The 25,375-nt window shown below is 41.8% G+C and carries 20 protein-coding genes; 15 read left to right on the top strand and 5 right to left on the bottom strand.

The genetic code is table 11. From position 1 onward, the window contains the following. Positions 1-87 precede the first annotated feature (87 nt). The 15 genes from HY960_15630 (at position 88) to mutL (ending at position 19,801) form a co-directional block, all read left to right on the top strand. Positions 88-717 (top strand): dephospho-CoA kinase, encoded by a 630-nt coding sequence (locus tag HY960_15630; protein MBI5217187.1) that lies wholly within the window; start codon positions 88-90, stop codon positions 715-717. Positions 718-751: 34 nt separating this feature from the next. Further along, entirely contained in the window at positions 752-2,389 is a 1,638-nt protein-coding gene (gene nadB, locus HY960_15625; GenBank protein MBI5217186.1) for an L-aspartate oxidase, read from the top strand. A gap of 397 nt (positions 2,390-2,786) precedes the next feature. Beyond that, positions 2,787-3,407: a hypothetical protein gene (locus HY960_15620; protein MBI5217185.1), complete on the top strand. Its 621-nt coding sequence runs from the start codon at positions 2,787-2,789 to the stop codon at positions 3,405-3,407. A gap of 162 nt (positions 3,408-3,569) precedes the next feature. Next, positions 3,570-4,283: a hypothetical protein gene (locus HY960_15615; GenBank protein ID MBI5217184.1), complete on the top strand. Its 714-nt coding sequence runs from the start codon at positions 3,570-3,572 to the stop codon at positions 4,281-4,283. Positions 4,284-4,375: 92 nt separating this feature from the next. After that, complete coding sequence (locus HY960_15610; GenBank protein ID MBI5217183.1) at positions 4,376-6,088, top strand: T9SS type A sorting domain-containing protein; 1,713 nt, start codon at positions 4,376-4,378, stop codon at positions 6,086-6,088. 10 nt (positions 6,089-6,098) lie between these two features. Continuing rightward, a complete protein-coding gene (locus HY960_15605) occupies positions 6,099-10,235 on the top strand; it encodes a T9SS type A sorting domain-containing protein (GenBank protein MBI5217182.1) in 4,137 nt (1,378 codons plus the stop codon). 218 nt (positions 10,236-10,453) lie between these two features. Further along, complete coding sequence (locus HY960_15600; GenBank protein MBI5217181.1) at positions 10,454-12,049, top strand: amidophosphoribosyltransferase; 1,596 nt, start codon at positions 10,454-10,456, stop codon at positions 12,047-12,049. Between the two features lie 207 nt (positions 12,050-12,256). Continuing rightward, on the top strand, positions 12,257-12,793 hold the full coding sequence (locus HY960_15595) for a CDP-alcohol phosphatidyltransferase family protein (protein ID MBI5217180.1): 537 nt from the start codon (positions 12,257-12,259) through the stop codon (positions 12,791-12,793). 93 nt (positions 12,794-12,886) lie between these two features. Next, the gene (gene ftsY / locus HY960_15590) at positions 12,887-13,831 is read left to right on the top strand and encodes a signal recognition particle-docking protein FtsY (GenBank protein ID MBI5217179.1); all 945 of its coding nucleotides are present in this window, start codon (positions 12,887-12,889) and stop codon (positions 13,829-13,831) included. Between the two features lie 54 nt (positions 13,832-13,885). Beyond that, positions 13,886-14,125 carry a hypothetical protein gene (locus HY960_15585; protein ID MBI5217178.1) on the top strand — a complete coding sequence of 80 codons (240 nt, stop codon included), beginning with the start codon at positions 13,886-13,888 and terminating at the stop codon, positions 14,123-14,125. After that, positions 14,110-14,379, top strand: a complete 270-nt coding sequence (locus tag HY960_15580) for a DNA helicase (GenBank protein MBI5217177.1) — start codon at positions 14,110-14,112, stop codon at positions 14,377-14,379. Before HY960_15585 ends, HY960_15580 begins: the two co-directional genes overlap by 16 nt. Positions 14,380-14,386: 7 nt before the next feature. Further along, positions 14,387-14,506 carry a hypothetical protein gene (locus HY960_15575; GenBank protein MBI5217176.1) on the top strand — a complete coding sequence of 40 codons (120 nt, stop codon included), beginning with the start codon at positions 14,387-14,389 and terminating at the stop codon, positions 14,504-14,506. Positions 14,507-14,669: 163 nt separating this feature from the next. After that, positions 14,670-16,832: a T9SS type A sorting domain-containing protein gene (locus HY960_15570; GenBank protein ID MBI5217175.1), complete on the top strand. Its 2,163-nt coding sequence runs from the start codon at positions 14,670-14,672 to the stop codon at positions 16,830-16,832. Positions 16,833-16,874: 42 nt separating this feature from the next. Continuing rightward, entirely contained in the window at positions 16,875-17,888 is a 1,014-nt protein-coding gene (locus HY960_15565; GenBank protein MBI5217174.1) for a dipeptide epimerase, read from the top strand. Positions 17,889-17,959: 71 nt separating this feature from the next. Further along, entirely contained in the window at positions 17,960-19,801 is a 1,842-nt protein-coding gene (gene mutL, locus HY960_15560; GenBank protein ID MBI5217173.1) for a DNA mismatch repair endonuclease MutL, read from the top strand. A 71-nt stretch (positions 19,802-19,872) separates the two neighbouring features. Here mutL and bshB1 read toward each other — a convergent pair whose 3' ends face one another. Genes bshB1 through aroD form a run of 5 tightly spaced genes read right to left on the bottom strand, consistent with a single transcriptional unit; the run spans position 19,873 to position 25,370 of the window. Further along, positions 19,873-20,601: a bacillithiol biosynthesis deacetylase BshB1 gene (gene bshB1, locus HY960_15555; GenBank protein MBI5217172.1), complete on the bottom strand. Its 729-nt coding sequence runs from the start codon at positions 20,599-20,601 to the stop codon at positions 19,873-19,875. Positions 20,602-20,639: 38 nt separating this feature from the next. Beyond that, positions 20,640-21,377 carry a prephenate dehydrogenase gene (locus tag HY960_15550; GenBank protein MBI5217171.1) on the bottom strand — a complete coding sequence of 246 codons (738 nt, stop codon included), beginning with the start codon at positions 21,375-21,377 and terminating at the stop codon, positions 20,640-20,642. Beyond that, complete coding sequence (gene aroC, locus HY960_15545) at positions 21,374-22,711, bottom strand: chorismate synthase (GenBank protein MBI5217170.1); 1,338 nt, start codon at positions 22,709-22,711, stop codon at positions 21,374-21,376. Before aroC ends, HY960_15550 begins: the two co-directional genes overlap by 4 nt. A gap of 2 nt (positions 22,712-22,713) precedes the next feature. Continuing rightward, positions 22,714-23,991, bottom strand: coding sequence for a 3-phosphoshikimate 1-carboxyvinyltransferase (gene aroA / locus HY960_15540; GenBank protein MBI5217169.1), 1,278 nt, complete (start codon positions 23,989-23,991; stop codon positions 22,714-22,716). Then, entirely contained in the window at positions 23,988-25,370 is a 1,383-nt protein-coding gene (gene aroD, locus HY960_15535) for a type I 3-dehydroquinate dehydratase (GenBank protein ID MBI5217168.1), read from the bottom strand. Before aroD ends, aroA begins: the two co-directional genes overlap by 4 nt. Positions 25,371-25,375 lie beyond the last annotated feature (5 nt).

Below are 25,375 nucleotides of genomic sequence, written 5' to 3'. Positions count from 1 at the left end.
CGATGTAGAGTCCATTTCGCAAATGGACTTTCAGGTATGGCTTTGTGATTTTTCATTGTGTCCGATTACGAATCGGACTCTACTTTTATGGAAACAAAACATCAACCACATACACTTCTCGTTATCGGATTAACGGGCAACATCGGAAGCGGGAAATCCGAAGTTGCTCGGATGTTTGAGCAACTTGGTGCGAAGGTGATTTCAGCCGATGCCTTAGCGAAGGACTTGATGGTTTCCGATACATCTGTTCGGAAGACCATTCGAGAGGAGTTTGGAGAAGAATCTTATCTGTCAGATGGTTCCATCAACCGTTCATTTCTTGCCAAGAAAGTATTTGCCGATACACAACAATTAAAATTGTTGAATTCCATTGTTCATCCTGCCGTGATTCAATCAATAGAAAAACAAATTAGCCGTGAGGAGAAAACCGGAACGTATTCTTTGTTCATCGTTGAAGCCGCGCTTATTTTTGAGGCGGGAATCGAAAACATGTTCGAGTACCTCATCGTCGTTGTGGCAGATGAGGAAGATTGCATCAGGCGTGTGATGAAGCGGGACAATTCATCCCGGGAAGAAGTGATGAAACGAATGAAGTCGCAGATTGACCAGAAGAGAAAAGCAGGCAAAGTGGATTTTGTCATTCACAACATAGGAACGATGAAAGAGTTGAAGGGGAAAGTGGAGTTCGTTTATCAACTATTGAACATGGTTAAGTGATGGTTACAGGTTTGGGGTTACGGGTTACATTCTCATGAGTAAAGAAATTCGTTCGGACTTTTTGATTGTTGGAAGCGGGATTGCGGGGCTTTCGTTCGCGCTCAGAGCGGCGGAAGTGGGGACGGTTGTCATCATCACGAAGAAAGAGAAGGCTACATCGAACACCAATCTTGCACAAGGAGGGATTGCGGCAGTGGTTGCGAAGAATGATTCGTTTGATTTGCATGTGCAGGATACACTTTCTGCCGGAGTAGGATTGTGCCACCGGGATGCTGTAGATATTTTAGTGAAGGAAGGTCCGACACGCGTTCGGGAATTGATTGAACTTGGAGTGCAATTTACACAGAGAGAAGGAGAACTTGATTTGGGACGGGAAGGGGGACATACTCGCAATCGGATAGTTCATGCACATGATTTCAGCGGTGCGGAAATTGAGCGAGCATTGCTTGCGCGAATTTCTGCTCACCCGAATATTACAGTCTTTGAGCATCATCAAGCAATTGATTTGATTACCGAGCATCAGTTGCATAAACAAGTATCCAAAGAAACACCGATTCATTGTTGGGGCGTGTATGCGCTCGATGTTAATGCTAATATTGTGAAGAAATTTCTTTCGCGAACGACCGTGCTTTGTACAGGCGGACTTGGACAAGTGTATCTTCACACAACAAATCCTTTGATTGCAACAGGGGATGGTGTTGCGATGTCGTACCGTGCAGGCGCGGCGATTGGGAATATGGAGTTTATTCAGTTTCACCCGACGACGTTGTACAATTCCGGCTCCCCCACGTTTCTGATTTCGGAAGCAGTGCGAGGATTTGGCGGCGTGCTGAAAACGAAAGACGGTGTTGAGTTCATGCAACGATACGATGAACGCGCGTCTCTTGCGCCGAGGGATATTGTTGCACGGGCGATAGATATGGAATTAAAAAAACGGGGAGATGATTTTGTACTTCTCGACCTCCGTCATGCTGAGCGAAGTCGAAGCATGCCTGACCGAATCAAAGAAGAATTTCCTTTGATTTACGAAACATGTTTGAAGAAATTCAAACTCGATATTACGAAGGAGCCAATTCCTGTTGTTCCTGCGGCGCACTATGCTTGCGGCGGTGTTGTTACTGATTTGAACGGAAAGACTTCGTTGTTGAATTTGTATGCGTGCGGTGAAGTTGCAATGACGGGTGTTCATGGAGCGAACCGGCTTGCAAGTAACTCGTTGCTCGAGGCAGTTGTGTTTTCGGAGCGGGCGTTTGTTGATTCACAGAAGCAGAAGTTCAGCATTGATGTAGTTCCTGAAATTCCGGATTGGGATGAGAGCGGGACGTTTAATGCGGAAGAGTGGGTGTTGATTGAACATGACCGGAGAGAGATTCAGGAAATAATGTGGGATTATGTCGGCATAGTTCGTTCGGATGTTCGGCTTGACCGGGCGGAGCGTCGCATCAAACTCATCAGTGATGAAATTGAGAATTTTTACAAGCGAACGAAAGTAACTGAAGGATTGATTGAGTTGAGGAATCTTGCAACTGTTGCGTTGCTGATAGTTGAAAGCGCCCAGAAGAGAAAGGAATCTCGCGGGTTGCATTGGACGACGGATTATCCTTTGAGGGATGATGAGAGGCAGTTGCATGATACTTTGGTTTCGATATTTGACTTGAAAGTAGTTGAGTAGATGAGTAGGTGAGTAGGTGAGTAGATAAGTAGTTGAGATTTGAGATGAACGCCCGCCTACGGCGGGTACAGATATGAGTTTTTAGATGACGCGGGGGTGCGGGGAGAGGGGGTGTAGGGGGAATCTTGAAAAAAACAGATTTTTTTTGTTTTTTTTGCTTGCTTTTGTTCAATTTTATTCTTAAACTTGCCACAGTTAAATAACAGTTTGTTCAACTTTTGGAGAACGTGGCGCGGAGTGTTGGATGTTGTTACACTTAGCATGTCATTTTAGATTTTTGTTTGGCAGTTTGACTTGGGAGAATTTCCGGGAGGGGATAAGTACGCTCACTTCTGTTTGTTCCCGTTCTACGTGTTTTTCGTTTTCTAAGATTCTTCGTCGGGCGTTGTTCCGGTCGGTGAAGAAGTCTAATGAGGATTCTTCGGGGAAGAGCGGCTTCACTTCAATTTATCACAGATTCACTTCGGTTGGGCAACGGGAGCGTTCGAGCGTACTACCGTTTGGTTCATTTCAATATTTTTTTCTTTCAATTCAAATTCCTCTCACTTCAATTGTCAACGGGTTTGGTTCGAACCAAAACCGGGTGTCTTCAATTGAGAAATCTGGAACTTCAATTCAAAACCGATTGAGTTCAATCGAAAAACCGGAGGGTTCAATTCAAATCCCGTTCTCTTCAATTCAAAAACCGGAGGGTTCAATTCAGATCCCGTTCTCTTCAATTGAAAAGCCGGATGGTTCAATTCAAATCCCGTCTTCTTCAATTCAAACGTCGGATGGTTCAATTCAAATCCCGTCTTCTTCAATTCAAAAGCCGGTTGGTTCAACTCAAATCCAGACTTCTTCAATTCAAAAGCCGGATGGTTCAATTCAAATCCGCTCTTCTTCAATTGAAAAGCGGGTGTCTTCAATTGAAAACCGGATGTCTCCAATTGAAAAACCGATGTATTCAATTGAGAAACGGGGGAGTTCAATCGTGGAAAATGGGCTGGAAATGAGATATGCGATGTGCGAAATGTGATATGATGTGTATATATGGTGGAATGGTGGATTGTTGGAGTAATGGAGTGTTGGAGTTTGGGTTCAGCGCGGAGACGCGGAGATTTTTTTAGGATTTTTTCTTGAGTTTTGTAGGTATCGTTTTTAATTAATTTTTCATTAACAATGTATTGAAAGGTTTGCTATGGGGAACGTAGCAGTATTTACAAAGGAACAAAATAATACATTCAACATGTATGGCGTTACGCTGAAGTGTTTGGATGATAACCAAGCATTGTATGCATCGTTTGTGCCGTTGGGCGAAGCGCGGGAAATTTTTCGCTTGAAGGTGAACGGGATTTCGGCAACAGTACAGGCGAAAAAGGGGGCGAAGGAGGGGAGATCGGATACGAAGGAGAGCGCCGAGTTGCAACTCGGGCGTTCGATGTTTGCGGTGTCTTCGGCGTTGAGCGCGTTTGCTTTTAAGACGGAGAATATCGAGTTGAAGGCGAAGGCGCATTTTGTGCTGAGCGATTTGGACAGGATGCGCGATGCGGATCTGATTGAGAAGGGGGATGCGATGTTGAAGTTGGGGAATGAGTATAAAGCGGATGACGTTGCGAAGAAGCATGGAGTGAGCGATGAGGTGGTTGCGGCACTTGAAGCGCAGTTGAATAGTTACCGGGGTGCGAAATCTGGTGTTGCGGCGGGTTCGACGAGTGTGACGAGCGCGGTGAAGTCGCTGGAGCAACAGTTTAAGGAGGCAAGCGTTTTCCTGAGCGAATATGTTGATAAGATGGTGAATACCCTGATGGAAAGTCAGCCGGATTTTTATAACGCGTATTATGCGGCGAGGGTGATACGGGATATTGGAGGGGCGAGAAGTAAACCGACGGAACCGCCGCCACCGGCGGCTTGACCATTACCCTGTCCCTCTCCCCTTTTTATGGGGGAGAGGGACAAAAGGGATTTTGTGAATGGATGATGGAAAGATTTTTTAGGGTTGATTATATGAGTAAAAATATTATTTGTAAAAAGGAAATATTGAATAATTGCTTTATGGCATGTAGGAACATGTTGATGAATTTTTATCCCCTGTGGCAAGTTCTGTGTTTTATGGTAATTTTCTTAACCACGAAAAGTTTTTCTCAATGGTCAAAAGATCCTTCAAATAATCTTATTGTCGGTTATGGATTGTTGCCTGAGATATGTAGTGATAGTACAGGCGGGGCATACATAACATACGAAAAGAATATTGTCTATCCGCGCCAGCTTGTATTAAAACGAATTAACCAATATGGATATATGGCATGGGATACTTCACGGCTTATCGTTGGAGAGTGGCCCAATACCGGCACGGCAACTCTTGTCTCCGATGGCTCAAACGGTGTAATCATAGCATACAAAGACGGCATAGAAATTAGAATAGTTGATAGCACGGGACACCGTACCTTTAACTACTGGCGCATTCGCATGCAACGGGTTGATAGCAGTGGAAACTTGTTGTGGGGAGAAAAGGGAATGCGTGTTTCACTGGCAGAAAATAATCAAGGAGAGGGATATATTTCTATTGTTTCGGATGGAGCGGGAGGGTGTTTTTTGGCTTGGAAAGATACCTTAGAAATGATAAAAGCGCAATGGATTAATAATCAGGGAGAGAGAGTATGGTCTGACACAGGTATTATAATTGCTGAAAACTCACAATACTCACCGCTCGTTGAAAAAACTTCGGCTACTTCTTTTGCAGTTGCGTATGGATCACACTTAAAGGGAGTAAATGATAATGGTAATATCTTGTGGAGAGAGCAAGATATTGATGCAGGGTTTGGAATATTAGGTTTACTTGGAAATGGAAAGGGAGAATTAATAATAGGAGGTATAGATTTTTTAGAGGGTGTTGGCACGTTCGCTGTTGCCCAAAAAGTAGATTCATCGGGTAACTATATTTGGTCTTTTCCTTATATAGTATTGTCAGACACTGGGGGCATCTCCTGGTTTACTTATTCTTCTATAACCAACTCTGATGGGGGAGCTACCTTTGCCTGGTTAAAGGGAGGAGTTAAAGGTTACTCTCAGAGAATAAGGGGAAATGGAACACTTGTTTTTCAGAATGGCGGAAAAAAAACAAGCGGGTACGATAGTAGTGAAAATGGTACTATAAAAATAATCTCGAGTTTTGATGATTCAAAAATATATTTCAATTCTGATAGCAGAAATGGGGGCTCACTTTTTGCCCAAAGAATGGATTCTAGTGGAATATTTCTCTGGTCAAATAATGACATTGGAATAAGTTATCGTCACCTAGGTTATGTTGATGCAATATCAGATAGCAGGGGAGGTATTATCATCATAGGCTTTGACCAACCGGATTTTTCCATACGAGTTCAGCAATGTAGCCGGAACGGAAATCTAGGTGAAACTATAACGGGGATTATCGACAACCCCTCTAATACTTATCCCCAAACTCACATTCTCTACCAAAATTATCCGAATCCATTCAATCCTTCTACAACGATTGAATACCAGTTAAAAAACAATTCTCAAGTACGGTTAGAATTATTGAGCACGCTTGGACAATCAATCAAGGTACTGATTAATGAATTTCAATATCGAGGAAATCATAGAGTTGTATTTATTGGAAAAGAACTGCCTAGCGGAACGTATTTTTATCGCTTAATCACAGAGCATGAAACACTAACCAAGCCATTTACAATAATAAAATAGGAGCCGTTGTATGCGTTATTTAACAATATTATTTTTCACGGTTATCATCTGCATGAATATGTACTCCGCCCCACTCGACACAAAAATGGTGCAATGGATGCAGCCGAATGGAGTAACATTCATGGGGCGTATGTGGGGTGATGAGTTTTTTCATTGGTGCGAAACAGACTCGGGCTACCGGTTTGTTCAAGGAGATAGCAACTGGTATTTCTATGCTACATTAGACTCCTACGGCGAGTTTGCGCCAACAATTTATCGTGTAGGAATTGATATTCCCCCGGCAAGTTCCTATCACCTGGAGCGCTCAGCGTCACGCATCACTGAATTAGAACAACTGCGAGATGACGCGAACGAGGAACTCGAGTTCCTTGCGGGACAAAATCAAGAAATCATGTCAGGCAACACTTTCCCTATTGTAAGAACATTGGGTGTGATTTTGGTGGAATTCCCTCCTGCAAATCAAAAGCATTATACCAACACAAATGACTCTCTGTTACGTTTTGGTTATAAGAAGGCATCTTTTGATAGCTTATTCTTTTCAAGAAATTATTGGATAGGTGCCGCGGGAAATAATATACATCCTGAGCACGAGCAAATTTTTGGAAGTGTACGCGATTATTATGAGCAAATGTCGGTTGGAAATCTTGATATACAAGGTCAGGTACTTAATCCTGCGGATGCAAATGGAGTACCTCGATGGATAGTAATGGATCAGCCTGTAGAATATTACGATAACTTATATTTGGGATACAGACACTTGTGGAATGAAGCGAAACAAAAGGCGATAGATTCGGGTTGGATAACCCAAACATACCGGAATTATGCAATCATTTATTCCCAGCTTACAAGAAGCAACTGGTTGTGGCCCCAAGCCTTTCTCGGTGGTCCCGCTGATTCAACGCGAGTACATATTATGTCTGAACGCCAGACTAAATCTACAAGCACCTCGTTCTCTCATATTGGAACACATTGTCACGAAATTGGTCATGGTTTCAGATTTCCAGACATGGCAGATAAGCCTGAAGATTCATACTCCTTCGATTTAATGTCATACGGCTTAGATAATGGTCCTTTATCTCGTGGAGAATGTCCAGCATCGTTGCCCCCGTGGTATAGAATAAAGATGGGTTGGGTGGTACCGATAGATATCACTGCTGACACGGTAAGCTTCGTTGCAACTTACAATTATAGTAGTCCGAACATTTATAAAATTTCCCCCAAAGATCCAAGTTGCCCAGGTGAACATTATATCTTTGAAACTCGTTTGCGTGAAGGTTTCGATTATTATGTACCGACTCCACCATCAACATTTCCAAATCAACCCGGTACACTATTAATTTGGCATCATTTTTCATCAATAACTAATCATCCAACATTAGGTACTTTGTGTGGTGAGAGTGCTGAAAAGTTCGATTTGATAGAAGCAGATGACCTTGCGGATGGACAATTCCTAACTGATTTTTATCCTAAAATAAAAGGGGGAACCCAAAGTTTTAGTGATCTGTATATTCCATCTCCTGTTCTTAGAAATGGATATTCCGCGAATATTTCATTGAAAGGTATAAGAACTTTAGCAGATTACTCAACACGCATTGATACTATTTCTATTAGAAACGGAGGCGGAACGATTTTAATATCATCTGATTCAACTTTATCGGGTTATATGCAAGTTCAAGGGGATGTAATTGTTGAAAAAAATAATACACTTACACTTTCGCCTGGAACAAATTTGATCTTTTCTTCCAACAATAGATTCTTTCCCCGTTTTATAATGGAAGACAGCACTGAATTATATTCTCAAGGAAATGATTCACAACATATTATTATCAAATCAATGAGTGGAACGCGTGGTAGTTGGAGTGGTATATCTTTAACAGGAGTGTCTCCTATCCTTCTTGATTATACAGAAATTCATGATGCAAGAAAAGGGATCAATTTGACGTATCATTTTGGTCCTCTTCTTAAATATTCGTTCTTGTCATTTACCAACTGTGATATAGGTATTGAAGGTAATGACGGTTTTCTTGAAATAAAACATTCTAATTTTATTAATAATGGTACCGCTATATTGTGCAAGGGTTTTTATTCTCGATTTGCTTATTCTACTTTTACTTCTTCAGATTCTTCTGATATACATATAACTACAGGAGGTAGTGCCTTCGTCAACAATTGTTTATTTATAAACGGCAACGTTGGTATATACAATAATTCAAATTTTGGTCAATATACTGTATTTTCCAATAACACATTTTTAAACTATAATGTTGCTATTAAAACCGTTTCAAATCGTTCTTATACTGTAAAAAATAATATCTTATACATGAATAATAAAACTTTGGAAGGAACCTATCCCCCACAAGGTTCAGGGCAACTCCTCTATAACACCATTTACAACAAAGACACAGCTACATACACTCCACCGGCGACAAATATTGAACGCGATCCTATGTTTGTGAATTCCGCTACTGGAGATTTTCATCTTCAACTCGGTTCACCATCTGTAGATGCTGGTGACCCATCGGATGCATACAACCTGGAACCTGCACCAAACGGTTTTAGGATCAACCAAGGACATTATGGCAACACGGCGGAAGCATCACAAAGCGCGGTGCTTTCATTTATGAATACTAACTATAACATGAGCAGCGTTCCTAATTTTTTATCCGGAAGCTATACGAAAGATATTGTTTGGGCTGGCTCAACTTCTCCAGCATGGAAGTGGGATTCTACCGCTCATTATGTTGCCGCCGACCCACTTGTTAACGGTGAGGGATATTGGATTCGATTTCCTTCATCACGTACTATGACCTACCTTGGTAACCCCATTGATTCTATAGGAGTAAGCGTATTTAAAAACAGCGCGACGCAATGGAATCTTATCGGGTCTATTTCAAAACCAATTTCTACTTCTACGATTTTAACTGTTCCTTCTGGGATTGTTACTTCATCATTTTTCAAATATGAAAATGGATATAAGATGACAGATGTGTTAACTGCCGGAGGTGCATATTGGGTAAAAGTAAATCAACCCGGAAGAATTATTCTTGATGCTACACCATCGGGAGGAGGAACGGTTATTGTGTGTGAACCTCCGCCTGCCTCCCCTGCCGGAGAACCAGCCGCTCCTCGGCTAAATTCTCCTACTGATAATTCTATAGATATTTCACTTTCACCGACGTTGATTTGGAATAGTGTCATTGGTTCTAGTAGTTATCAATTACAAGTTTCCAGTAATTCCAGTTTTTCTCCTCCATTGAAATTTAATCAATCAGGTCTAACAATGACTTCAAAACAAATCACAGGATTAACATACAGTACACGATATTATTGGCGTGTGAATGCTACGAATGAAAATGGAACAAGTTCATGGTCATGTGTATGGAAGTTTACAACTGAGTCGGCTCCGCCCCCTCCTGACCCATGTTCTCCAACAGCGACAGCAATTGAGTTTGACCAGCTAATCGTAAGTGATGCACAGGGCAATACCCAATCGCTGTTTGTGCGTAATATGGAAAGACCTATGAAATATGGGCTCATTAAAGATGATGAAATGCCACCGCAGTTACCGGGAAATAAGTTTCATGCTAAATTTTTGTCGAATAAATTTATTGAGACAGTAAACCCAAACAATGGTCGTTCGATAATTCCAATTGTAGTTAGTAACGCGGCTGACCCGATAACTCTATCGTGGAATATTCGCCCTGAAAATAGAATCAGTTATTGGCTTCATACGGGTCGAGGGTACGAACGTTTAGAATTGTCAGGAAATGGGAGTCGTGCCATAACATCCTCAAATGGTAATTTAGTAGTCGAGACACAAGCATTGCAACCTTGCGACCCATATACAACAACACTGAAGTTGGATGAAGGGGACACTAAGCCGTCACAATTTGCATTGCAGCAAAACATGCCCAATCCCTTTAACCCAGTTACTCTCATCAATTACGACTTACCGGAAGATGCGAATGTGAGTTTGAAAGTGTTCAACATACTTGGACAAGAGGTAATAACGTTAGTGAATGAAATGCAATTGGCAGGTTACAAGTCTGTACAATGGAACGCTACAGAAGTTCCGAGTGGTGTCTATTTTTATCGTCTCTCTGCTGGTCATTTTAGTGAAGTAAAGAAAATGTTACTCACGAAATAAATTCATTTATTCACATTCATAGGAAGAGAGCCGATTCTTTGAAAAAGAGTCGGCTTTTTTCATTCTATGCAAATGAGTCTGCTCTAAAAAATGTAATCACGCACAGAATCATTTTGAATACAAACAGAAAATGGAGCCAATAATACTCAAACAATACTTTTTAGATTCGACTCACCAATGTTTTTTGTTGTGGTGGATTTTTCCTAATTTCTCTCCCGATGTTTTACGAAATTGATTTAGACCAACTCCGCCTTCGCCAAGGCTACGGCAGACAAGCCCACCTACGCGAGGACTCCAACGAGCAAGTTCCCCTACGCGAAGGCTACGGCGGGTATACCCTTTTACACGATAAACCCCACGACCATTGCGGAATTTTCGGAATTTACCGGCATCCGCAGGCATCGCACATGACGTATTACGGATTGCATGCGCTTCAACATCGAGGGCAGGAAGGGTCGGGAATTGTCACCTCAGAATTTGATGCTTCGACAAAGAAGTATCGTTTTAATTTCCACAAAGATTTCGGACTTGTGAACGATGTATTTCGGGATGATAAAATCTTTGCCGATGTGTTGAAAGGGGAGTCGGCAATCGGACATAATCGTTACTCAACCACAGGCGCATCGGATAGCAAGGTGAATGTTCAGCCAATCACGGTGAACTATCGGGGAGGAAATGTCGGGATTGCACACAACGGAAATCTCACAAACTTCCATTCGCTTCGCAAGCGGTTGCAGGATGAAGGGACAATTTTCCAAACGACATCGGACACGGAAATCATTCTTCATCTCATTGCAAAAAGCAAAGAGCAAGACCAAGTGAAACAAATTGTTGATGCGTTGAATCAGGTCGAAGGTGCGTTTTCGTTGGTGATTCTGACGGATGATAAATTGATTGCGGCGCGTGACCCGTACGGTTGGCGACCGCTTGCTGTCGGGAAACTTGATGGGGCGTTCGTCGTTGCTTCCGAAACGTGTGCTTTCGATATTATCAATGCGGAATATATCGGTGATGTGCAGGCAGGTGAAGTGCTGGTGTTTGATGAGGAAGTGTTGAGAACCGGTCAACCAAAATCGTACAAGTTGAACACAACTGTTGCACAGCCACACCATTGTATTTTCGAGTATATTTATTTTTCGCGTCCTGATAGTAAAATCTTTGGAGAGAGTGTAAACCGGGTTCGCCGCAGATTGGGGAAAGCGCTTGCGCAGGAACATCCGGTTGAGCCTAAGGAAACGGAGAAGGTTATTGTTATTAACGTTCCCGATTCGAGCAACACGGCAACGCTCGGTTTCGCTTCTGAAAATGAGAAGAACGGACAGAAAACGAAATACGAAATCGGGTTGATACGAAGTCACTATGTCGGCAGAACGTTTATTCAGCCGGAACAGGAAGTGCGCGACATAAAAGTGAAAATGAAATTCAACACCGTAAAAGGTGTATTGAAGGATAAGGAAGTCGTTATTGTTGATGACTCGATTGTGCGGGGGACAACTTCAAAACAATTGGTTGAGTTGATTCGTGAAGCGGGGGCGAAAGCGATTCATTTCAGAATTTCTTCGCCGCCGATACATTATCCTTGTTTCTATGGAATGGATTTTCCGAGTTCGGAAGAATTGATTGCAAATGTGTTTGATGGAAATGTGGATGAGATTGGAAAGTATCTTGGCGTTGATAGTCTCGGTTATCTTTCGTTAGAAAAATTGCTCGAAACCGTTCCGCATAATAATGGTGAAACGTATTGTACGGCGTGCTTCAGCGGAAAGTATCCTACGAAAGTTGAGTCACGGTCGAAGACTGAGTATGAGTGTTAACCCTTTCCCGACAAAGTGGGGACTCAGGGTGACGAGGAATTTGGTATCCATTGTTTTTCTTAACTCATCCCCGTGCGGGCTGCCTCAAAAGTTGGTAGGACAGGCATTCGAGCCTGTCATGTTTGTGGAAATGACAAAATTTCTTAACTCATTCCCCAACCCCTTCCCTTACAAACGAAAGGGGAGGGATTGACTGGATAAACTTGGATGAACAAGACATGGACAATCTCTAACGCTCTGAGTATTTCGCGAGTTGTGCTTCTCATTCCGATTGTTATTATGTTGACGAATGATGCATCAGGCAATCGCTGGTATGTTTTTACATTGATTGGAGTTGGAGCAATAACAGATTTTCTTGATGGTTACTTTGCACGGAAATTCAATCAAGTAACAGACCTTGGGAAAATTCTCGACCCGCTTGCGGATAAAATTTCGCTTGGAGTGTTAGCAATTATGCTTGCTGTACTTCAGATACTTCCTGTGTGGTTTATTGTTTGTGTTCTGCTTCGTGATGTGTTGATTTTTACCGGCGGAATGTACATCAAAAACAAAAAGGGAATTGTACTCCAATCGAACTGGTTGGGAAAGTGGACGGCAGGCGTGCTTGCAATGTTAGTTAGTCTTGCCGTCTTGAATCTTGATTTTCTAACAATCATTAAAACAATTTTACTATATGGAACTACCTTGATGCTTCTATTTTCATTTATATCTTATGCGAAAAGATATCTTGAATTTATCAAGTAAACGTACTTCTAAATCCTCTCTTTCACCCGCCAAAGGCGAACAGGTGAGGGAACTTGAATCCGAAATCACAAATCCGAAATCCGAAATCTGACTATGGGCTTTTTTGACGCATTTAAATTATCACGACTAAAAGAAGGACTTGCCAAAACACGGGACAACATCATTGGCAAAGTTCAGAAAATTCTTACCAGCAAAACGAAGATTGATGAAGAAGTTCTTCAGAGTATCGAAGAAGCGCTTATCGCCGGAGATGTTGGTGTTGAAACATCAATGAAAATTCTTGAACGCATTCGCGAACGAGTGAAGAAGGAAGGCTATCAGGAGACGAGTCAACTTGATTCGCTTATCAGAGAAGAGATTCAATCGTTGTTTGTGAATAGCGCGGCACCTGATGAAGAACCGTTTGTTATTCCATCCAATCACAAACCGCATGTGATTATGATTGTCGGCGTGAACGGAGTCGGGAAGACGACGACAATCGGGAAACTCGCATTCAATTATAAAAATGCCGGAAAGAATGTTGTCATTGCGGCGGCAGATACGTTTCGTGCGGCGGCGAATGAACAACTTGAAATTTGGGCGAATCGAGCAGGAGTTGCAATTATTCAGCAACAACATGGCGCTGACCCGGCATCGGTTGCGTTCGATGCGTTGAAGTCGGCACAATCGCAAAGCGCTGATGTAATGATTATTGATACTGCCGGACGGCTTCATACAAAAATCAATCTCATGGAAGAATTGAAAAAAATAAGTCGTGTATTGCAAAAATTAGATGCGAGTGCACCGCATGAAGTCTATTTGGTGTTGGATGCAACGACGGGACAAAACGCAATTCAGCAAGCAAAGCAATTCAGCGCGGCGGCGGCTGTAACGGGTTTGGTTGTAACAAAGTTAGACGGAACAGCGAAGGGAGGAGTCGTTCTTGGCATCAGTCAGGAGATGAATCTTCCCGTGAAATATATTGGCGTCGGTGAGCGGATTGATGATTTACAACCGTTCAACCGGAAAGCGTTTGTGGAGGCGTTGTTTGGGAAGTAAGATTTTGCACTTGTTATTATTGTGATTATACTAAAGCGACAAAGGAATTAATTTATGAGTACAGCAGAGATGCAAAAACGAATTAAGTTTGTGAATGATGCAAACGGAAAAAAAACCGATGTCATTATTCCATACACACTATTTCTGGAATTTCTTGAAATGAAAATAAGTATGGAGATTTATGAACAAGACGATGTTCAACAAAGTCTGAAGCGAGCCAAAAAGCAAATTCAAGACAAAAAAACAAAATCATTCAAGAATGTCGAACAGGCGATTCAGTGGCTCAACCAATAGAACTTGTTCTTACTTCTGAATTGAAAGAGTCATACCGAAATCTTCCTCTTGAAATTCAGAAAAAGTTCGACAAGCAACTTCGATTCTTATCCCTCGACCCGCGACATCCATCTTTGAAGATTCATAAACTCAACGGTGATTGGGAATTCTATGTTGACATTCATTATCGCTGCATTTTTCAACGCGATGGAAATAAGTATATACTATTAACAATTGGAGCTCATAAACTTATTGACCGTTATAAAATCAAGTAAGGGTGTTATGCTCGGAATCAGTCAAGAAATGAATTCTCCTGTGAAATATATTGGTGTCGGTCAGCGGATTGATGATTTACAGCCGTTTAATCTGAAGGCGTTTGTGGAGGCGTTGTTTGGGAAGTAAATGCACGTGTGATTTTTGGGTTTGTTTTTATTTTAATTAAACTCAATCATTATAAGAAAAAATATGCATCCACAATTAGAAAAAATAATTCTGTGTTACAAGGGAAGTAAGAAAATGGGTTTGAATTGTATCAAAAAAATAATTTTATTTTAAGGACTTCATTATGAAAAATATTCTATCCTTTATTTTACTATTTTTATCAATAACTGTAACGCTCTTTGGTCAATCAGGATGGGAGTGGCAAAACCCATTGCCACAAGGAAATTCGTTGTACGACTGTTTTATCCGGAACCAAAATGAAGTTATTGTTGTAGGAAGTTCTGGTACAATTATGAAATCTACAGATGGTGGAAGTTCGTGGGATATTAAACATACGATTTTCAATAGAGATAGTGACTTGAGAGACTTACAGTTTCTGAGTGGTGATAAAGGGCTGGCAGTTGGAGAACAGGGTACAATTTTGCTAACGACTAATTTTGGTGAAACATGGACACTTCAAGAGAGCCACACAACAAAAACGATAAATTCTGTCTCCTTTTATGATTCAAATGTCGTTATCGCTGTTGGATATGATGGAGTAGTTTTACATTCGGATAACGGAGGTTTAACATGGAATCCGGTGAGCAATAGCATTAGTTCTGATCTCTGGGGTGTGGTTTTTTTGAATCGAGATAACATTATTGCTATCGGAGATAGTGCCAACTCGAATGGTCAAAGAATTTGGAAAAGTACGGATGGAGGTTTGAATTGGAATATTCAATTTACATCACAACGTTGTAGTCTGAAAACAATATTTTTTGTTGACTCATTGGTTGGTTGGGTCGCATCATGTGATTCAATTTATAAAACAACCGACGGTGGCGATACCTGGATTACACAACATGGTATGAATATTAGAAAATTACATTTTACCGATACCAACAATGGTTTTGGAGTGGGCTCCTATTGTGTCAATGGAATTTGTCTCGCGGGGGGAATGATCTATAAAACGACAGATGGCGGTAGTAATTGGACAAGCCAGATCATTCAGGTTTCCGGTTTATCTTCAGTTCATTTCACTGCTCTAAACAATGGCTTCGCGGTAGGCAGTAATGGAGCATTATTGCGTACAACAAATAGTGGTGTTACTTGGGAAATACTTAGTGATGATATTGTTTTGACGGGTGGAATATCTCGTGTGTCGTTTATTGACAAAAGTGAAGGGATAGCAATTGGAAATCTAGGAGACAATACAGGAAACTTTATTTTAACGACTTCCGATGGTGGTACCAATTGGAACAAGACTCCTATCAGCGGGACAGGATTTCTTAATGATGTTGTTCTCATTGAACATCTTACAGGCATTATAATTACAGATAATTCAATTCTTCGAACTATCAATGGAGGAAATTCTTGGATAAAAGATTCCATGTATTTTGGACGATCAATTCGATGTATTGATGCAAACACATGTTTTGTAATGGGAAATCACAGAGATTCTACTTCATTTGGTGGTTTTACAATATTAAAAACAACGAATGGTGGTGAGACATGGAACCGAATTGTGTCGAACGATTATGTCAATACTAATAATGACTTCTTCTTTACAAATATGAATCATGGCATTGTTGTCGGAAACAATGGTAAAATATTTTACACTGCGAATGGTGGAAGTTCATGGACTGAAAAAATAAGTAATACTACTACAACACTACGTTCAGTATTTTTTGTAAATTCAGATATCGGATTTGCTGTTGGAGGAGGTACCTCTGGTGTTATTCAAAGAACTACAGATGGTGGTAATTCATGGTTGTCCGTTGTTTCAGATACAATTGGGTGGCTAACTAAAGTTGCCTTTGGAAGTAGCAACACGGGTTTTGCGGTTGGTTATCTCGGTTCAATTCTAAAAACAACAAACTCGGGTCTGACTTGGATAAAACAAGAAGCAGGTGTGAATAATACTTTTTATGGACTTTCGGTTGTTGATGATAACTTTGTAACAATAGTTGGTGGACATGGAATTTTGCACACGTCAAATGGAGGGGTAAATGCTATTGGACAAGACGATAATTATTCAATGGCACAAGACTTTTCGCTTGAACAGAATTATCCCAATCCATTCAACCCGATTACAGTGATAAATTATTCAATACCTCAAAAATCTTTTGTTTCTTTGAAAATTTATGATGTAGTAGGGAGAGAAATTGCAGTGTTAGTAAATGAAGAAAAAATGCAAGGGAATTATTCAATTAATTGGAATGCAACCAACTTAACTAGTGGTGTGTATTTTTACAGACTTCATGCTGGATCAGTAACATTGACAGAAAAACTCGTTTTGGTGAAGTAACGTTTTGAACAGAGCTATTGTTGTTTCAACTGGACATCAAATTTGAAAATATCCTACAAATGTTTTGACTTAAAACTCCTCCACACCTTCACAATCTCGCGCAGTTCGAAAGATGTTGAACCATGTGTAATTGTTGAACTTGAGCACGAAGGAATTATCGGTTACGGAGAAGCCGCACCATCTGAACGATATGGAGAAACAGCAGAAACAGTAATGCAATTTCTTGGTCGAGTCAATTTGCAACAGTTTGATGAACCGTTTCAACTTGATGAGATACTTACCTATGTTAATAATCTTGCTGAAGGGAATACATCAGCGAAGGCGGCGATTGATATTGCGCTCCATGATTGGATTGGGAAGAAACTGAACATTCCGCTCTGGAAATTGTGGGGATTGAACAAAGAGAAAACTCCGCTCACTTCCTTCACAATTGGAATTGATTCGCTTGATGTCATCGAAAAGAAGGTGAGAGAAGCTGAGCCGTATCCGATTCTCAAGGTGAAAGTTGGTGTTTCAAACGATGAAGAAATCATCAAGACAATTCGGAAAATTACTGATAAAGTGATTCGTGTTGATGCGAATGAAGGATGGAAGGATAGAATTCAGGCGAGAGATAAAATCCTCTGGCTCGAGGAGCAGGGAGTTGAGTTCATTGAACAACCAATGCCTGCTTCGCAACTTGATGACATTGCGTGGTTACGAGAACAAGTTCACATTCCTCTCATCGCTGATGAAAGCGTTGTGAGTTTGCACGACATTCCGAAACTCTACGGCGCGTTTGATGGCATCAACATCAAACTGATGAAATGTACCGGCTTGCGAGAAGCAATGCGAATGATTCACACAGCAAAAGCAGCAAACCTGAAAGTCATGCTCGGTTGTATGATTGAAAGTTCAGTTGCTATCTCCGCCGCCGCGCAACTTTCTCCGATGGTTGATTATGCTGACCTCGATGGAAATATTCTTATCTCGAATGACCCGTTCAGCGGAGTTAAGGTTATCAACGGTAAATTGACTCTAAATGATTTGCCCGGGCTTGGAGTCATTAGTCAATAGTCATTGGTCATTTGTATTAATTCAATTCGTCGCCAATCCGCAATCCGAAATCTTAAATCCTGAAACAATAAATGTCTAGAACTATAAATATTCTCCCCGAAGTCGTTGCAAGCAAAATTGCCGCCGGTGAAGTTATTCAACGTCCGGCATCTGCTGTGAAAGAGTTGTTGGAAAACTCGCTTGATGCGGGGGCGAATTCAATCAAAGTAATAATTGCAGAAAGCGGGAAGTCATTAATTCAGGTGATTGATGACGGTTGCGGGATGAGCGCGGAAGATGCGGCTGTTGCGTTTGGGCGACATGCAACGAGTAAGATTTCGAAAGCAGAAGATTTGGAATGTATCGAGACATTTGGCTTTCGGGGCGAAGCGTTGGCAACGATTGCCGCCATTGCTCAGGTCGAAATGAAAACACGGCAGACAAGTTCTGAAGTTGCAACAAAAGTACGAATTGAAGGAGGTTTGATTTTGGAAATCGGTGAAGATTCTGCGCCGGTCGGGACATCAATTCGTGTGAAAAATCTTTTCTACAATACACCTGCACGAAGAAAATTTCAGAAGAGCGACCAGACAGAATACAAGCATATTGCTGATGCAATTCAACGAGCCGCGCTTGCTCATCCGGAAATTACGTTTGAGTTCATTAGTGATGACGAAACGATTTTCAATTTTCGTTCTGGTGAACTCAGTGAACGGTTGAAAGATATTTTTGGTGAGAATCTTAGTAAAACGGTTTTCTATTTTGAAGATGAAGTCGCGTTTGCAAGAGTATCAGGTTTTCTTGGGAAGCCGGATTTCGCGAGGAAAGGAAAAACCGAGCAATATCTTTACCTGAACGGAAGATACATCCAAAATAAAAGTCTCAATCATGCAGTATTTCAGGCATACGAGAATTTGTTGGAGAAGGGAAGCTTCCCCTTTTTTGTGTTGTTCATCGAGATTGACCCGACGAAAGTTGATGTGAACGTTCATCCTTCAAAAATGGAAGTGAAGTTCGATGATGAACAGACAATGTATCGCTTTGTGTTGAGCAGTGTGCGGCGGGCGTTATCAGAACATGATTTGATTCCTTCAATTTCTGTCCAGCAAACTTCACAGCAACCATCAGAAATCGGGGTGAGGTTTACGTCATCGCCGACCTCCAGTCAACAACGTGCGAGTGGATGGGAAGATTTATTGAGAACGTTGCCGACAAGGGATGATTCGGGTTTGCCTTTTGGAAATACCCAAGAGATTACTGGTCGGGAGTACAACACTCTCCCGGAATTTCAGGAGACTAATCAACAATTAGAAAATGTTCGGAGTGACGTACAACCCATAAATAGTAAACCATTGTTGAGTGATGTACGAATCTGGCAACTTCATAACAAATATATACTCATCCCGATTGAAGAAGGGTTGATGTTGGTTGACCAGCACGCGGCGCACGAGCGAGTTATGTATGAGCGAATATTAAAACGGTTTGAAGTGAACGAACCATCTTCTCAACAGTTATTATTTCCCGTAACGGTTGAACTCTCGGCAAGCGATACGGCGCTTGTTACAGAACTTCATCCAGTGTTAGAGGGAATCGGATTCAGTTTGAAATTCTTCGGGAAGAATACAATTGTCATTGATGGTGTTCCTTCGGATGTGAAATCAGGAAACGAAGCGACGATACTTCAAAGTGTTCTTGACTTGTACAAGGATGATAATCAAGCGGGAATGAAATTAGAACAGCGAGAGCGACTTGTTAAATCGTTCTCTTGCAAAGCCGCAATTCGTGCAGGCGACCCATTGAGTGAAACCGAAATGCGTTCTTTGCTCGACCAATTATTTCTTACACAAATTCCGTACGTTTGCCCGCACGGACGACCGACGATTATTCGACTTTCACTTCCGGAGTTGGATAAGAGATTTAGGAGAATTCTCTGAGCGATATGCGATTTGGGATATGAGATATGTGTGATACAACCATCTCACATCACATATCTCATATAGCAATTTCATCCCTTAAACAAAACGAGTGAAGAGAAATCTTTCACACCAATTGCTTCGACTGAGTAGAACGGTTCTCCGTACTTCACTCCAATTTTTGTCCCATAATATTTCATTCGTGTCTCCATAAAGTCGAGGAATGATTTCTGACTGAGGAATGTTTCCGGCTCGGATGATTCAGGATTGTAGAACTGAGATTTGTGTGCTTTGATTGCTGCAACGCGTAATTCATACACGTCTGAAATATCAACAATGAAACTTGGTTCAAATTCATATTTCTGCATGAAATGGAAATAGTTATTCGGACGCCATGGCAGTTGTTTTTTCCCGTTCAGCGTGGTATTGATTTTCGCCAAGCCCGAATAAAACCACGCTTCACGACAAAGGTGATGAGCATGAACGTGGTCAGGATGCCGCTCGTGCCAATGGGGAATAAGAAGTATTTTCGGACGATATTTCCGGTACAGTTGAACAACTTTCAAGCGATTCTTTTCAGTAACTTCAAATCGTCCGTCGGGTAAATCTAAATTCTCCCGGATGTTGACGCCAAGAATATTCGCCGCATCGAGCGCTTCTTTTGCACGGATGCGTGCAGTGCCGCGTGTTCCGGTTTCGCCGCGGGTCAAATCTGCAATGCCGACACTGTATCCGAGTTTCACACATTTTGCAACAGTTCCGCCGCATGAAAGTTCAACATCATCTGGGTGTGCGCCGATTGCAAGTATGTCAAGTTGCATAAAATAAATTACAAGTTTCGTTATGATTAACCATTTCGTTACATCCCCTGGTGCTCTAATTTTGTGAAGAGTTGTTGCAGTTCCTGTGAGTACCGCTGGCAAATTTTTCGCGCGTAACGGTTATAACCGTACATATCTTTAAATAATTCTTCCGTGTCGTTATCAGCGTACTCGATGATTTGACGAAGATTTTTGTAATTTTCTGTCGAGTACATTGTTTGCGGCAAATCAAGGTTGATGAGACTTCGTCCGACAAATTGTGTCATGAATAATGTTTTTGCCATAAGTAAGTCATGTTCGGTCGGAGAGATTTCGTGAACGACGAGACTATTGGAGGTTAATTGTATCCGAACGATTTCAAATAATTCCCGTTTTATTCTTACAGGGGTGAGAAATATTAGTTTGCCTGCTAAGGAAGTTACTGCGCTATCCGGACCGAAGAGCGGATGTGTTCCGACGATAGAAACAGATTGGGGGAGTGAATCCTTCATCCATTGTACCGGCAATTCTTTGACCGAGCAAACATCGAAGATGATGGCGCCTGGTTTCACTTTTTTCGATATTGCCTTGAGTATTGCAGGCATCTGGTTGATTGGAACTGCAAGCACGACATAATCTTTCGAAGCCGCTTCATCGAGTGTTACTTCCCGTTCTCCCGGGTCAATGGTTTTCACTGATTTGGGGTCGTAGTAACAAACGTTAAAATGTCTCCGTAATTTTCGTGATGCATACTGACCGAATCTTCCGAATCCGATTAATCCGATTTCTGTTCTCATACTATTGCTTGAATGGTTTTTCCTTGAGTAAGAATGAGGTGGTATAATTTCCGAATAAATGTTTCATCAAGCCCTGATGATTGGGCAACACGTAATCGTTTTTTTATGATGTCTTGTTCCCGTTTTTTGTCAGGAATTGGTTTGCTGTTGTTCTTCTTCCATTTGCCGACTTCTGAAACTAATTCCATGCGTTGGGCGAGTAGAAGCAAAAGCATGTCATCTACAATATCAATTTCTTCCCTGATTCGTGCAAGTCCTGTTTGATGTTTGGTCAAGGTTTGTCGCATCAGATGGTCGGCAAGAACGAGAGCGAGCATTGATTCAACGACAGGGACAGCACGCGGACAAAGACATGGGTCGTGGCGACCTTCAACTTTGATGGTTCGTTTCTTCCCTTTGGTGTCAACTGTTTCCTGAGTTTTAAGGATTGACGACGGCGGCTTCACTGCAACACGAACGACAATATCTTCGCCGTTGGAAATTCCGCCGAGAATTCCTCCGGCAAAATTTGTTTTGGTTCGAACTTTGCCGCTTTTCTTCTCTTTGTAAAACTCGTCGTTGTGTTCGCTCGCTTTCATTTTCGCGGCGGCAAATCCTGAACCGATTTCAAAGCCTTTAATTGCCGGAATAGAGAGGAGTGCTTTCGCCAAATCAGCTTCGAGTTTATCGAACACCGGCTCTCCAAGTCCCGCAGGAACTCCCGTGATGACTGCTTCAACAACGCCGCCGAGCGAGTCGCCTTCTTTTTTTACTTTAAGAATTGCCCTCTCCATTTTCTTCGCGACTTTTGCATCAGCGCATCGAACAGGATTCTTTTCAATTTCAGAAAAATCAATTTCTTTCGCGGTAATGTTGCCGACTTGTTTTGTGTAAGCATAAATTTTAATCCCGCGTTTAGCGAGAATTTGTTTTGCCAACGCACCTGCCGCAACACGTCCGGCGGTTTCTCTTGCTGATGAACGACCGCCGCCTCGATAATCCTGAATTCCATATTTCGACAAGTATGTGAACGCCGCGTGTCCGGGTCGGAATAAATTCTTGATACTTTCGTATGCTTTCGAGTTTTGGTCTTTGTTCCAAATCAAAAGACAGATTGGGGTGCCGAGAGTCTTTCCTTCAAACACGCCGCTCAATACTTGAACTTGGTCGGTTTCGTTTCGCGGAGTTGTAACGCCACTCTGCCCCGGTCGTCGTCTGTTCAATTCTTTTTGAATTCCATCGAGCGAAAAAGGGAGATTGGGTTTCACTCCGTCAATCAAAACTCCAACTGCCTTACCGTGACTTTCCCCGAACGTGGTGATACGAAAGAACTTGCCGAATGAATTTCCAGCCATGATTAACAACTTTCTTCTAACTTTTTGAATTCATCCCAAAAATTCGGGAATGATTTTGTCACGCACATCGGATTGAGAATTTCAACTCCCGGAACTTTCAACCCCGCGATTGCAAAACTCATTGCAATCCGGTGGTCGTTATATGTTTCAATTGTCGCTCCATGCAACGGCTGAGGTCGAATGAGCAATCCGTCTTCAAGTACTTTCACCTTCGCACCGAGTTTGGTAAGTTGAGCGGCAAGCGCAATTAATCTGTTTGATTCTTTAAACTGTAGATGTGCAACGTTTGAAATTGTCGTTTCACCTTCAGCAAATGCGGCGACAACTGCAAGTGTCGGAACACAATCAGGAATATCGTTCATGTCAACTTCGATTCCTCTGAGTCCATTTCCCTGAATCTCAACAACGTTTTCACGTTTAATAATTTTGCAACCCATCTCTTTCAAAACACTTAGAAATCGAATGTCACCTTGAAGTGAATCAAGAGAAACATCAGCAACGGAAACTTTTCCACCGGTGATTGCCGCCGCTGCGGCAAAGTATGTTACTGCAGAAGCATCCGCTTCGATATGAAACGGCTCAGCGATATACCGTTCAGTGTTTGAAATATAGTATGAAGTGTACGGTTCGATAACTTCAATCTCAGCGCCGAATGAACGCATCACGTGAAGCGACATATCAACATACGGAGTTGAACTTAATTTATTTTTGATGTTGAGGGTGACCGGATATTTTGAGTACGGCGCAGAAAGCAAAATCGAAGAGACAAACTGACTGCTGATGTTTGCAGAGAGTGAAATTACTCCGCCTTTGAAATTACCGCCTTGAATTTTAACCGGAGGACAGCCATTGTTGCTTGAAGATCTAATTCCTGCCATTGTCAACGCATCAAGCAAATCTTTGATGGGACGTTTTTGCATTGCCTCATCGCCAGTAAGAGTTACTTCACCGTTTGCTAAACAAGAGAACGTCGCGAGAAAGCGGATAGCAGTTCCTGCATTTCCCACAAACACTTCTTGATGCGGTGCGGTGAGATTTCCTGACGTGCCCTCAACTTGAATGAGGTTATCCTGATTGGTAATTCCGATGCCAAATTGTTTCAACGCTTCGACGAGATATTTTGAATCATCACTGCTTGATGTATTGGAGAGAATCGTAATTCCATCGGCAAGCGATGCAACGATGAGCGCACGGTTGGTGTAACTTTTTGATGGAGGGACACGAACCTCGGCGTCTAACGTCTCGATGGTTCGTATTGAACGAGATGGAACTTCATTCATAATGATTCGGTGAACAACTTTGATTGTAACTTTGCTTGAGTTTGAAAAAATTCTAATCCGGTAATAATCTTGCAGCCCGCTGCTTTTGCGGCGACAAGGAGGGATGTCATTGGAGGTGAATATACTGCATCAAAAACTGTCATGGTGTGACGGAGATGGTTATGAACATTGAACGGAATTTCTGTCGAGTTCATGCCGACGCTCGTTCCGTTCATCAAAATATCTGTGTGTACTTCTGAAAATGATTTTGGTTTTGCCCACTCGCAACCCAATTCGTTTGCAAGCGTGCGTGATTTATTTTCGTTTCTTCCGATAATTGTTGTTTTGGCTCCAATGAGTATTGCCGCATACGCCATCGTGCGTGCTGTGCCGCCTGTTCCGAGAACTGTTACTCGTTTGTTTCTGAGTGACGTTCGCTTTTTCAAACATTGTAAGATGGCAGGCAAATCCGTGTTTGTCCCGTACAGTTTCTTTCTTTTTTTGATGACTGTATTGACGGCTCGAAGTTCGTTCGCATCTGTTTCAACTTCATCAAGCATCGGAAGAATTTCTTGTTTGAATGGCATCGTTACACTGAGTCCGCAAATCATATCGCGATATGATTTGAAAAACAGTGGAAGATTATCAACAAGAAAGTTGACGTAAACTGCGTTGAGGTTTTTCCGAGCAAAGATTGAATTGTGAAAATAAATCCCTTTGCTTTGCGAGACCGGATTACCAATGAGTCCAAAAACCTTAGTTCGTGAGTTCAAAATATGAACTCGGAATGTATTTTTCAAATCCTGAATGTTCAACTGCCCGGGGGCTGTCTCCTCGTCAACAGAAATTGGAGCATACATAAACTGTCCGCCAAATTTACCTTGCAGAATTCTGCTGATTTGTCCCCGTTCTCCCATGCAGAATGCAAGAAGTTTTCGCTTTTCACTTCGTGCAAGCGTTAATAAATCAAACATTGTTTTGTTGTCAGATATATCCTTCGCCATCGTTACGATTTTGAAAACATGCGCGCCCGTTGTTTTCATTTTCTTGTAGATGTTGAAAAGGTTGGAAGGAGTCTCATCAAAGTTATGGTATGAAACAATAATCTTTGTTTTAGCAGATTGAGCAACGAGTTGTTGTACCGCATTTGTTCCCCAACTCAATTCTATGTCAACATATTCTGTTTGATGTTTGACTGCCTCTGCAAGTATTTTCAAATTCTCATTCAAAGAACCGGAGAACTTTCCGCCTTCTTCAATTCTTCTATTTGTTATGATGAATTTGGGACGTGGCTTTTGGAGAAGTTTTGAAATATCGAGGTCAGAAATTCCATCAACCCGAATCTCGATGAGTTCAGTCTCTTTTACTGCTTGTTTGATTTTCTGAAACGCTTCGTTCATGGTTG

Source organism: Ignavibacteriota bacterium, assembly GCA_016212665.1.
Lineage (GTDB): Bacteria > Bacteroidota > Ignavibacteria > UBA10030 > SZUA-254 > FW602-bin19.
This window is presented reverse-complemented; position numbering and strand designations above follow the sequence as displayed.